The 11991-nt window shown below is 63.9% G+C and carries 10 protein-coding genes, 1 tRNA gene and 1 pseudogene; 9 read left to right on the top strand and 3 right to left on the bottom strand.

Annotation, left to right across the window (positions count from 1 at the left end; genetic code table 11):
• Window positions 1-11: 11 nt before the first annotated feature.
• The 6 genes from AC062T_RS03640 (at window position 12) to AC062T_RS03615 (ending at window position 6653) form a co-directional block, all read left to right on the top strand.
• Window positions 12-1064, top strand: a complete 1053-nt coding sequence (locus AC062T_RS03640) for an aspartate-semialdehyde dehydrogenase (RefSeq protein WP_476027483.1) — start codon at window positions 12-14, stop codon at window positions 1062-1064.
• 171 nt (window positions 1065-1235) lie between these two features.
• The gene (locus AC062T_RS03635) at window positions 1236-2660 is read left to right on the top strand and encodes a malate:quinone oxidoreductase (protein WP_476027481.1); all 1425 of its coding nucleotides are present in this window, start codon (window positions 1236-1238) and stop codon (window positions 2658-2660) included.
• Window positions 2661-2796: 136 nt separating this feature from the next.
• Window positions 2797-4074: a sensor histidine kinase gene (locus AC062T_RS03630; RefSeq protein ID WP_476027479.1), complete on the top strand. Its 1278-nt coding sequence runs from the start codon at window positions 2797-2799 to the stop codon at window positions 4072-4074.
• Window positions 4071-5240, top strand: coding sequence for a hypothetical protein (locus AC062T_RS03625; protein ID WP_476027477.1), 1170 nt, complete (start codon window positions 4071-4073; stop codon window positions 5238-5240). Before AC062T_RS03630 ends, AC062T_RS03625 begins: the two co-directional genes overlap by 4 nt.
• Window positions 5230-5934 carry a response regulator transcription factor gene (locus AC062T_RS03620; RefSeq protein WP_476027475.1) on the top strand — a complete coding sequence of 235 codons (705 nt, stop codon included), beginning with the start codon at window positions 5230-5232 and terminating at the stop codon, window positions 5932-5934. The genes AC062T_RS03625 and AC062T_RS03620 overlap by 11 nt, the downstream gene beginning before the upstream one ends.
• Complete coding sequence (locus AC062T_RS03615) at window positions 5934-6653, top strand: thymidine kinase (protein ID WP_476027473.1); 720 nt, start codon at window positions 5934-5936, stop codon at window positions 6651-6653. Before AC062T_RS03620 ends, AC062T_RS03615 begins: the two co-directional genes overlap by 1 nt.
• Before the next feature lie 230 nt (window positions 6654-6883).
• Here AC062T_RS03615 and AC062T_RS03610 read toward each other — a convergent pair.
• The 3 genes from AC062T_RS03610 to AC062T_RS03600 all read right to left on the bottom strand — a co-directional run bounded on the left by AC062T_RS03610 (window position 6884) and on the right by AC062T_RS03600 (window position 10519).
• Window positions 6884-6957, bottom strand: a tRNA-Pro gene (locus tag AC062T_RS03610).
• 38 nt (window positions 6958-6995) lie between these two features.
• Window positions 6996-7970 (bottom strand): metallophosphoesterase, encoded by a 975-nt coding sequence (locus tag AC062T_RS03605; protein ID WP_476027471.1) that lies wholly within the window; start codon window positions 7968-7970, stop codon window positions 6996-6998.
• Window positions 7970-10519, bottom strand: coding sequence for a transglycosylase domain-containing protein (locus AC062T_RS03600; protein WP_476027469.1), 2550 nt, complete (start codon window positions 10517-10519; stop codon window positions 7970-7972). Before AC062T_RS03600 ends, AC062T_RS03605 begins: the two co-directional genes overlap by 1 nt.
• A 51-nt stretch (window positions 10520-10570) precedes the next feature.
• On the opposite strand from AC062T_RS03600, the pseudogene AC062T_RS03595 reads away from it, so the two are divergent.
• The 3 genes and pseudogenes from AC062T_RS03595 to AC062T_RS03585 all read left to right on the top strand — a co-directional run.
• A pseudogene (locus AC062T_RS03595) lies at window positions 10571-10714 on the top strand (DUF4177 domain-containing protein); the annotation flags it as partial.
• A gap of 93 nt (window positions 10715-10807) precedes the next feature.
• Entirely contained in the window at window positions 10808-11275 is a 468-nt protein-coding gene (locus AC062T_RS03590) for a RidA family protein (RefSeq protein ID WP_476027467.1), read from the top strand.
• A 51-nt stretch (window positions 11276-11326) separates the two neighbouring features.
• Window positions 11327-11991 (top strand): zinc-binding metallopeptidase family protein (locus tag AC062T_RS03585; RefSeq protein ID WP_476027465.1); only part of this gene is annotated, 665 nt, incomplete at its 3' end.

Raw genomic sequence — 11991 nt, 5'->3', positions numbered from 1 at the left:
GGGACCGGCCGATGAGCGCAGGAGTAAACATCGGGGTTGTTGGCGCAACCGGGCAGGTTGGCGCCGTTGTGCGTCGTCTGCTCGAGGAGCGCGACTTTCCCGTCGCCAGCATCCGCTTCTTTGCTTCCGCGCGGTCGGCGGGCACAACGCTCCCGTTCAAGGGCGAGCAGATTGTCGTCGAAGACGCCTCGACAGCCGATCCCTCTGGGCTCGACGTTGCCATCTTCTCGGCCGGGGCAACGCTGTCCAAGGCTCAGGCAGAGCGCTTCGCCGCTGCGGGTGTCACGGTCGTCGACAACTCGTCAGGCTGGCGCATGGACCCCGAGGTTCCCCTCGTGGTGAGCGAGGTCAACCCTCATGCCATCGACCAGGCCGTCAAGGGCATCATCGCCAATCCCAACTGCACCACGATGGCGGCCATGCCTGTGCTCAAGGTCCTGCACGAGGAGGCGGGGCTTGAGCGCCTCATCGTAAGCACCTACCAGGCTGTTTCTGGCGCTGGCCTCAAGGGCGGCGAAGAGCTGCTCAGCCAGGTCACCGCAGCCGTGGCGCAAGACGCTATCGAACTTGTTCACGATGGTGCCGCGGTCACCATGCCCGAGCCCTCGGCCTTTCCTCGGCCCATCGCCTTCGATGTGATTCCTCTTGCTGGCAGCATCGTCGACGACGGTCTCTATGAGACCGACGAAGAGAAGAAGCTCCGCAACGAGAGCCGCAAGATTCTCGAGCTGCCCGAGCTGCTCGTCAGCGGCACCTGCGTTCGCGTTCCCGTCTTTACGGGTCACTCGCTCTCGATTAACGCAGAGTTCTCCCGAGCGATCAGCCCCGAGCGTGCCAAGGAGCTGCTGGCGGATGCCCCCGGCGTCGAGCTTTCCGACATTCCGACACCCCTGCAGGCTGCAGGAAACGACCCGAGCTTTGTCGGTCGCATCCGTCAGGACGAGGGTGTTCCCGGTGGGCGCGGGCTCGCGCTGTTCATCAGCAATGACAACCTGCGCAAGGGCGCGGCCCTCAACGCGGTGCAGATTGCAGAGCTCATTGCCGCTCGGGTGCTCTCGGTCTAACGTCCAACCTTTCGCAAGAACGGCCGAATTTGCTGCAGAGGCAATTCGGCCGTTCTTATGTGGCAGGCACTGTGGCAAGGAGCGCGGTCGGTGCGGCGTAAACTTGAACGTGTGAGCTCATCTTCGTCTGCCCCTGCACCCCTTGACGTTGCCCTGATCGGGGGTGGCATCATGAGTGCGACCCTCGGGGCCCTCATCAAGCAATTGCAGCCTGCCTGGACCATCGAGATCTTCGAGACGCTGTCTGAGGTTGCCCTCGAAAGCTCAAACCCGTGGAACAACGCGGGCACCGGGCACGCGGCGCTCTGCGAGCTGAACTACGGCAAGGAATTGCCGGATGGTTCGTTCGAGATCGAGTCTGCCGTCAAGGTCAACGAGCAGTTCCAGGTCTCTCGCCAGTTCTGGTCGTACATGGTGAGCGAAGGCATGCTGCCGGAGCCCGACGGATTTGTGAACCCCGTCCCCCACATGAGCTTTGTCTGGGGCGAGGCCAATGTCGACTTTCTCCGTCGCCGGTTCGAGGCATTCAAGAACCACCCCCTCTTCTCCGGCATGGAGTTCAGCGATGACCCCGCAGTCATCCGCTCCTGGACGCCCCTGCTGCTTCCCGGTCGCTCCAAGAACCAGCCGATCGCGGCAACCCGGGTTGCGGGCGGCACCGATGTTGATTTCGGCGCGCTGACCAAGGACCTCTTTAGCTACCTCACCGACAACGGCGCTCGCCTTCACCTTGAGCGCAAGGTGACCGGGCTTCGCCGCGAGGGTGACCTCTGGCGCATCCAGTCCAAGCACATGGTCGGGGGCACCCCCGCAGTCACCAAGGCCCGGTTTGTCTTTGTCGGCGCTGGCGGCGGTGCACTGTCGCTGCTGCAGAAGTCGGGCATCAAGGAGGCCAAGGGCTTCGGCGGGTTCCCCATCAGCGGCCAGTTCTTCCGCACCGACAACCCGGCCGTCGTGGCTCGCCACAGCGCCAAGGTTTATGGCAAGGCCGCCGTCGGAGCACCGCCCATGTCGGTTCCGCACCTCGACACTCGCGTCGTTGATGGCCAGGCAAGCCTGATGTTTGGCCCCTACGCGGGCTTCTCGCCCAAGTTCCTCAAGACGGGCTCCTGGCTTGATCTGCCCCTGTCCCTTCGCCCCGGCAACATCATTCCCATGCTGGCGGTCGCAAAAGACAACTTCGGCCTCGTCAAGTACTTGGTCGGCGAGCTCCTGGCCACCAAGGCTAAGAAGATCGCGGCGCTGCGCGAGTTCATGCCCGATGCGAACCCCGAGGACTGGCGTCTCATCACGGCGGGTCAGCGCGTGCAGGTGATCAAGAAGGATGCCAAAAAGGGTGGAGTTCTTCAGTTCGGCACCGAGGTGGTTGCCGCCGAGGATGGCTCAATCGCTGGCCTACTGGGAGCGTCCCCCGGAGCCTCGACCGCCGTGCCGATCATGATCGAAGTTCTCAAGCGCTGCTTCCCCCAGGAGTTCGACGGTTGGAAGCCCGAGCTTGAGAAGATGGTGCCCACGCTCGGTCGCAAGCTTTCTGACGACCCCGCTCTGGCGGAGGCTACGATGGCGGCAACAGCAGAGGTTTTGTCACTGGCATAGCGCTGCGCCTGTCACTGGGGCACAGCCTCGCCGACATTTCAGCATACGCGCTAGTGGATCGCCGATAAACGGGGTACAAGCGCGGTCGAAAGACTGACATACTCTTTCTGTTCACTGAGTGGAGGGGGGTGGCGTAATGTCTATTGGCCTGCCCCAGCACCTCGTACCTGGCGCGGTAGCCAGGGCCTTAGCCCGTGCTGCCCACGGTATGGCCCTCGCGGCCATCGTCTCCGGTCTCTTCATTACTCTCGGATTCGCCTCCGCCTACCCCACGCGTGTGCTTTGGCCGGCGATGCTTGCGCTGTTCTGCATGCTCCCCGCGCTGGCCTGGGTCAACAAGAAGGCAACTCCGCTCGCTGGGGTTGTCTACCTCGTCGTCGGCGCGGCATCCGCCTTCGTCTATGTGCTCGTTCTTGCCACCCAGATGGGCGACGTCATTGGCGATTCGGCATTCTGGTATTCGCCCGCCAAGATGGCGGTTGTGCTGGTTGCCGGGCCAGGCCTCGGTCTCCTTGCTGGCCTCGGGTGGACATTCGGCGGGTTTATCGTCGCCGAGGGTGCGGCGGCGGCAGCGCTGTTCGTCGCGGGCAGACCGGTGCTTCTCGACCCCTTCAATCTGGGGCTTCTCGCCGAGGCGATTGCGATCTGCATTCTCGCCTACGTCACAGCACGCCGGGCCACCCGATCGCAACCACGCTTTCAGCGCGCGGCCCACGACGAACTGCTCGACGACATCCGCTCCCGAATGGAGCTGAGGGCGGCCGCCCTGATGCACGACACGATCCTGAGTCACCTCGCCGCGATCGCCACCTCGACGAGTGATTCCATGCCGAGCGAGCAGAAGGAACGTATTGAGCGCGATGTAAACATCCTGCTGGGCCAGGAATGGCTAAGCGACGGCGCTGGTGCCACGACTGCCGGTGGCGAGGACCGCTCCCGGACGGCCCTGAGTGAGGCGATTCAGGAGGTGCGCGAGGCCGGTCTTGATGTGACGGGGACGGGAGACTTCGCCGCGGTGAACCGACTGCAACCCGCCCAGGCCGAGGCGCTGGGCCTCGCGGCAAAGCAGTGCCTTATCAACGTGATTAAGCACTCTGGGGTGATGGTCGCCGAAGTGGCCGTGTATGCCTCGGACGACGAGCTTTCTGTCATGATCATCGATGCGGGCCGCGGTTTCTCTGACTCCGCCGTTGGTGCGGATCGGCTCGGGCTGCGGGCCTCGGTGCACAACCGCATCGAGTCGGTCGGCGGTTCCGTGCAGGTGTGGTCGACTCCGGGCAGCGGAACCTCCGTGCTCATGCAGCTTCCCGCCAATCCTCAGTCTCGTGATGGTGACGATCGGCCCGATGATTCCGGTGCGGGCGATGAGCACGGTGATGCCGTGGCGGCGGCCACCGTGCGGGGGGACGAATGAGACCTCCCGAGCGCACTCGGCAGGAGTTGGACCCGGTGGGGGCCTATTCGAACCGCCTCATCACCATGACCGCCGCGATCTCTGCCCTGGTGTTCGCCGTTGTCGTTGTCGTTGCGGGCCTCGACACCGTCGATAACCCCAGCGCAGCGGTGCTCTCGCTCGTGGTGATCGCCGCGTCGAGCATGATCGTCATCACGGCAACAGACCCCTACCGCGGCCCGTTTCAGCGCAAATCGCACGGCTGGACTGTCGCGCTCGGGGTTTTTGCGGCAGGGCTGCTAGCGGTCGCCGCGGGGGATGCGCCTGCGCATGCCTCAATGGGGTGGGTCGCTCCCGTGGTCCTCGGTCTGTTCTCCATCGGAATGGCCGCCTATCGTCCCGTGCGCGAACTTGTCGGATTCGGCGTCGTTGCGGCCGTGTTCATCGGGTTCATCGTCATGCTGCAGGCGGCCAAAGACGTCAGTGACGTGCCACCCGTCGTCACGGTCGCGTTTGTTCTGTTGCCCCTTCTTGCCCTCAACCTCAGCGCAGGCGCCTTCACCGACAGCATGATCAAGTCGATTGAGCACTGGCATGTACGGGCCACTCAGGCCGTCGACCGGATGTCCGAGGAGCGCGAACCCGGCATCGCACGTTCGGTGCAGCAGGACCGCGTCACCATCCTGAATCAGGAGGTGGTGCCGTTCTTTGGGGAGGTGCTGGCGAACAATGAGATCACTCCGGATGTTCGCGAGCGGGCCAGGTCGATCGCCGATGCGATTCGTGCGGTCATGGTTGCCGAGGTCGATAGAACCTGGCTGGAGAACGTAGTCGATCATCTGCGTGGACGAGCCCGTCGCGGAGGGGAAGGCCAGAGCCGGCCATCGACCATCCACGACGATGACCACATTGCCAACCTCATGACCTACGACCAGCGCACGGCGCTGCGGGCGTTACTCGTGGCGATCTACGACAACGCCAACGGACGCCCAGAAGATCTCGAAATCATGCTCGCCCGGTCTGACGGCCGCTGCCGCGGCGTGCTCACCCTGCGAGTCGATATGACCGACGGCCTCGTCAAGAGCCGGTTCGGGCCCTACCTGGCGGTCATGCGCGTGGTGTTCCGCCGCGTGCGTGCCGAGTACTTGCAGTCGGTGCTCACAGTAAGATTCTCCTATGACCAGTGAAATCCAGGGGGAGCCACAGGTGGCGGATGAAGCGGTCCCCGAGGCCGTGACGCCGCGCCGCACGCGACTAGCTCTGCTCGACGACCACGAGGTTCTTCTCGATAGCCTCAGCAGCTGGATCACGACCAACGCCCCCGACTTCGACCTCGTGTTGAGCGCACACACCTGGCTTGAACTCGTGCACAGCGAGAACTTTCCCACCGACCTGGTCTTTCTCGATTTTCAGCTCAAAGAGCCTGTGTCGATCGAGGCACGTGTTCGCACGTGTCGGGCCGCCGGGGCTAAGGTCATCGTTCTTACGAGTCTTGATACGCGGGATGCCCGCGACCGCGCCCTCGCATCCGGTGCCGCTGCCTTTCTCTCCAAGTCGATGCCGATGAACGAGGTCATGGAGGCGGCTCGTCGCGTCATGGGTCATGATCGCGGGGTGGTGCCACAGCAGAACTGGCGCCCGCTGCCCACGGGTGCCATGAACCAGGTGCGGCCCAAGCTGAGCCAGGGCGAGATCGACGCGCTCAAGCTCTACGTCTCGGGGCACAGCACCACCGAGGTGGCCAAGCGCATGAACGTGCAGTACGAAACCGCCAAGACCTACCTGCGCCGAGTACGTGAGAAGTACGCCAAGGTTAATCGGCCGGCGAGCAAGAAGGCGGAGCTCATCCGCCGCGCCGCAGAAGACGGGTTCCTTCAGTAATGGCCAAGCTCTACTTTCGCTACGGTGCGATGAACAGCGGCAAGAGCACTGCTCTGCTCCAGGCTGCCTACAACTATGAGGAGCGCGGTCAGCACGTTCTGCTCGCCAAGCCCAGGGTCGACACGAAGGGCGCAGACCAGATCGTGTCGCGCCTCGGCGTCACCCGCACGGTCGACTTCGTGATCGAGCCGCGCGACGATGTCTACGCACTCGTCGAGGCGGAACGCGAGGCGGTTCGGCAACGCACGGGCTCCGATATCAGCTGCATCCTCATCGACGAGGCACAGTTCCTCAGCGAGCGACAGGTCGACGACCTGCTGCGCATTTCGATTCTTGAGAACATTCCGGTGCTGGCCTACGGCATCCGCACCGACTTTCAGACGGTGGCATTCCCTGGCAGTCGCAGGATGCTCGAGGTCGCCCATTCGCTCGAAGAGCTCAAGACAATCTGCCGGTGCGGGCGCAAGGCTGTGTTCAACGCTCGCAAGATCGGCGACCGCTTCATCTTTGCTGGGGACCAGGTCGCGATAGACGAGGGAGCGGATGCTGCCGCCAAACGCCCTCTGAGCGGCCTAGGAGCTGCGGGAACCCTCGCGGTGACGTATGAGTCGCTCTGCGGCGCTTGCTACCTAGAGGAGAGCGGTGGGGTGCTCAGCAGTGGGCGCGAAGATCCCATCGACTTTGTCTACGAGGCCGCCCCCGACCCGGACTTCACCTAGCCGCTGCCTCGCGCTGCCTCGCGCTGCTCGCGCTGCTCGCGCTGCTCGCGCTGCCTCGCGCTGCTCGCGCTGCTCGCGCGCTCCTCGCGCTGCTCGCGCGCTCCCACCTCCGCTGAGGGGGCCCGAATGCGCCTCGGCGAGCCCGCGCAACACGCATTCGGGACCCCTCGGCGAAGCGTGGCCCGAGAAACACAAAAGGACCAGGGCCGAAGCCCTGGTCCTTATTAGTGTCGGGGTAACAGGATTTGAACCTGCGACCTCGTCGTCCCGAACGACGCGCGCTACCAAGCTGCGCCATACCCCGATCTATCGGCGGGAGACAGAATCCCTCGCGCGACTCCGTTAAGAATAGCTGATGTCTGACCCTACTAATGTCACGAGAACCGCTTCTGGGGGGCACGCAAACCGAACGGGCGCATAGATCGAGGTGCCAAGCCCTGCCGAAACCTCGAGGTAGGCGCTCCCGAGGGCGTGCCGCCACAGGGAGACGCCGCTAGCCATATCGCGGGGGAGATCACAGTTCGTTACGAGAGCGCCGACGCCGGGCACGCACACCTGGCCGCCGTGAGTATGACCGGCGAAAATGACCTCGGCTCCGTGCGTCACGAACGAGTCGAGAACTCGCTGGTAGGGCGCGTGCGTGACGCCGATGGTCACTGCCTCACGGTCCGCCGGCATTGTGGGCGGAAGCGGCTCAGGATCTGCCTCGCGAAGCTCGTCGAGGGCGCCGGGAATCATGTCAAGGCGATCCCAGCCGCGGTGAGCATCCGCCGTGCCCATGAATTCCAAGGGGGAGTCATTGATGATCATGGAATGCGCGGCGTTATTGAGATCAACCCAGCCGAGGAGCTCGCCAAAGAACGCGTTGAGCGCTTCTGTGTCGAGTTCCGCAGCTTTCTCGGGCCGGTGTGAGGGGCCGGAGAAGTAGGCGAGGGGGTTCTTGCCGGTCGGGCCGAAATAGTCGTTCGAGCCGTGGACAAAGACCCCCGGGATGCCATCGAAGACCTCGAGCGCGCGACGCACGCCGATGAGGCCGTCAACATGGCCGAGGTTGTCGCCCGTATTCACGACGAGGTCGGGGGTGAGCGAGGCCAGGCCACGAACCCAGTCCTGCTTGGCGGTTTGCCACGGGGCCATGTGCAGGTCGCTGATGTGCAGCACCCGGATGGGTGATGCTCCAGCATCCAGCACAGGGAGAACTTCGTGGCGCACGCGGTAGGCGTTGCGTTCGATGAGGGTTCCCCAGGCCAGGGTCGCCGCTCCGGCGGCCGCGACGACCCCGAGAGCGGAACCCACAGACTTGGCGGCGGTGCCCATTAGCAGTTGTACTTTGCCACGGTGAGAGTCACCGCGGTGCTCGGCAGCAGGTCGGCACCGGCGGCGGGGTTCGACGCAATGACCTTGCCGGCCGTGGGGTTGTCCGGCTCGCTCGGGCTGCCCTTGGGGGGCAGCGGCGAGCACGCCTCAGACACGCTTCCCGAGAAGCCGAGAGCCGCTTTCGCCTCGCCAAAGCTGTAGTAGCCTCCGCCGGGCTTTCTGGTCACATCGGGCATCTCAACGCCCCTGCCGTTGCTCGAGTAGACCGTCACGGTGCTTCCCTTGGGGACGGTGTTACCGGCTCCCGGATCCATTGAGGCGACGAGCCCGGTCGATAGCTTCGAATCGACCTCTCCGCCGTAGGCGTAGACGAATCCGAGGCTTTCGATGAGAACCTTGGCCTGCTCCTGCGTCTGCCCAACGACGTTAGGCACCACGGCACCCTGCCCTGCGAGAAGCGAGGAGGGCGGATCTGCGTAGGGGGCGCCGCCGAACTGCGCGTTGAGCGCCTTCATTACGGGCTGGAAGATGCGGTGACGGGCGGTCGCGCCGTTTCCGCCCGGCAACGAGAGCTTGTTGAGGTTCACGTTGCCGACGATGTTGCCGACCCAGATCGCGAGCGCGTTGGTCGACGTGCTGCCGATCATCCACGTGTCCTTTGAGCCGTCTGTGGTTCCGGTCTTACCGGCGATCTGGATGCCGTCACGCGTGTTTGAGGCGGTTCCCGATCCTGCGGTGAGCACACGCTTGAGTGCATAGGCGACGGCACTTGAGACCTCGGGGGTCAGCGCCTGCGAGCACTCGCGTGCCTGGCCTCCGAGCTCGTTGCCGTCGGAATCGACGATGTTGTCGATTGCGGTGGGCTTGCAGTACAGGCCGTTGGCGCCGATCGTGGCGATGGCCGCAGCCATCGACAGCGGGGCGATCTCGTTGGTGCCGAGGATTGAGGCGGGCGAGAATCCGAGCTCAGCACCGTCGGCACGGTGTGAGCCCATCGACTCCGCGGTGTTTCGGATCTCGCACAGGTCGAGCTTTTGCGCCATGGCAACATAGGAGATGTTGTAGGAGTTCGCGGTCGATTGAAGCACTGTTGTGCTTGCTGACCCGCTGCTGCCGCCATAGTTCGGCGGGGTCCATTTGCCAGCAAAGCCGCCGCCGCAGGAGTCGGGGAACGACGACTGGTCGAAGGTGCGCTTGGCCCCGTTGACAACCTCGTTGAGGCCGTGTCCGGACTTGAGCCACGTCGCGAGCGTGAAGATCTTGTACGTCGAGCCCGTCTGGAATCCGCTTGAGCCGCCGTAGGGCTTGTCGGTGTTGTAGTTGACCGCGGTTGCGGCGCTTCCGCCGCCTTCGAGCGTGTTGTTGAAGTATTTGTTCTGCGCCATCACGCGGATGCGGCCGGTGCCGGGCTCCACGACCGAGGCGACGGCACCGAGCTCGAGGCGAGTCTCCTCGGCGGGAGCCTGCGCCTGAATGATCGCTTGCGCGTTCTCCTGCTGGTTGAGCTGGATGCTCGTGTAAACGGAGTAGCCGCCGCGCTTCCAGTTCGTGAGGCGCTCCTCTTCGGATGCCCCGAGAACCTCAAGCTCGGGGATGAGCTTGGTCACGTAGTCGCAAAAGAATGGGGCCGCAGATGCCGCGAGGCAACCATTGCGGGGAGTGCTGTAGGTCACCTCGACGGGCGTCGCTACGGCCTCGTCGTACTGAGCCTGATCGATGTAGCCGAGCTCGAGCATGTTGCCGAGGATCAGGTTGCGGCGGTTTTTGTTGGACTCGAAGTTCTCGGGGTCATTAAGACTGTGCTTCGACGGAGTTTGCACGATCGCGACAAGGCTCGCGGCCTGGGCAACCGTCACATCGGAGGCGGGCACGGAGAAGAACTCCTTGGAAGCCGACTGGATTCCGTAGGTGTTGCCACCGAATCCGGCGATATTGAGGTAAGCGAGAAGGATGTCGTCCTTCTCGTACTTCTTCTCAAGCCCGATCGCGAGCTTCATCTCCTGAAGCTTGCGCTCGATGGACTGCTCGACGGCCTCGGCGTACTTGGCCTTGATGAGGGTCTCGGACGGCTGCGTTAGAGCATCCTGAATCTTGATGTTCTTGACCAGCTGCATGGTCAATGTCGACGCACCACTGCCGATGTCGCCGCCGGCAACGTTGCCGACTGCAGCGCGGACTACCGAAGAAACATCGACGCCGCCGTGCTCATAGAATCGGCGGTCTTCACCGGCGACCGTCGCATCCTTGATGAACTGCGAGACCTGATCCCAGTTAACTTCTTCGCGGTTCTGGTCGTAGATTTCGGCGATGGGGACGGGGGCGCCGTCGCCGCCGAGACCATAGATAACGTTCTTGGTGGACTGCTTTCCGATCTCGAGATAATCGGGAAGGCTGTTGAAGATGTCAATGGAACTCTTCGCGGCCATTCCGGTGACAGCGATGGCGGGAGTGACCAAGGCCGTGACGAGCACGCCGGCAAGGAGGCTGAGTCCGGCAAGCCCTGCGAGGGCACCAACGGCGCCGGAGGGCTTTGTTTTTTGGGCAGACATAGCATCTAGAGTAGGGGATCGAGACTCTCGCCAACCTGAACGGATGCCGACATGCACGCCTGGGAATACCTGACCACGCCGCTGATGATTCATAACACGGCAGCGATCCTCAACAATTGGGGCGCTCAGGGCTGGGAACTCGTGCAGGTCGTGACTGGCCCAGAGGGTGGGCTCGTCGCCTACCTCAAGCGCCCCGTCGCATCTGCAGAGTAGACGCGTTTCGGCGGCTTTGGCCGTGACGGGCGCTGGCCCGTGCTCCGTTATCTAACCCCCTGTTGGAGGATTGCAATGTCCGTAGAAAACCGTCTCGCAGAGCTTGGTATCACCCTTCCAGAGGTTGCGGCCCCCGTCGCGGCCTACGTGCCCGCAGTCGTATCTGGCAATCTCGTGTACACCTCAGGCCAGCTTCCCTTCGTGGCCGGTGCGCTGCCGGCGACGGGCAAGGTCGGTGACGGGCACGGTCTCGTTCCCGCTGCTGATGCCAAGCAGTACGCCCGCCAGTGTGCCCTCAACGCCCTCGCGGCTGCGGCGTCGGTCATCGGCTCGCTCGATCGCGTGACTCGCGTGGTTAAGGTCGTCGGGTTTGTTGCCTCAGATCCGTCCTTCAGTGGCCAGCCCGGTGTGATCAACGGCGCATCCGAGGTGCTCGGCGAGATCTTCGGCGACCTCGGCATCCACGCTCGCAGCGCCGTAGGCGTTGCCGTTCTGCCGCTCGACTCGCCCGTCGAGGTCGAGCTCATCCTCGAGTTCGCCTAGGCGGCGCTGCACCTGCGGGCGAGAGCTGCCCGCAGGTGCTTGGATAGTGTCATGACGGATGCCGACGCCTACATCGAAGATTTCGCCCGCTTTATTCAGGCCTCGCCGTCGAGCTACCACGCTGCAGCAGAGGTCGGACGCCGGCTAGAGGCGGCCGGATTCGATCGCCTGAACGAGGCCGACGCCTGGGCTATGCCCAAGCCCAAGGGGCGCAAGCCGCGCCGCCAGTTCGTGATTCGCGATGGTGCCGTCGTGGCCTGGAATATTCCGGCAGGGGCATCCGGTCTCACCCCGTTCCGAATTCTCGGGTCGCACACCGATTCGCCAGGGTTCAAGCTCAAGCCGAACGGTTCGATCAGCGCGCACGGGTGGCGGCAGGCATCCGTCGAGGTCTATGGCGGTCCGCTCCTGAATTCGTGGCTCGACCGGGAACTCGAACTCGCGGGCCGCATTGTCACGCGTGATGGACGAGAGGTTCTGGCCCGCACGGGGCCCTATCTGCGCATCCCGCAGCTGGCCATTCACCTCGACCGGGAGGCGAATGACGGACTCAAGCTCGACCGGCAGCAACACACGCAGCCCATTTTCGGCACGGCGGGTTCTGATGAGGACTCGATTCTCGCGGTGCTGGCCGACTCTGCAGGTGTGCGGGTCGACGACATTGCCGGGTTCGACATCCTCGCGGCCGACACCGCTGCGCCAGCTCGATTCGGTGC

It is taken from the genome of Homoserinimonas sp. (assembly GCF_056262345.1).
This window is presented reverse-complemented; position numbering and strand designations above follow the sequence as displayed.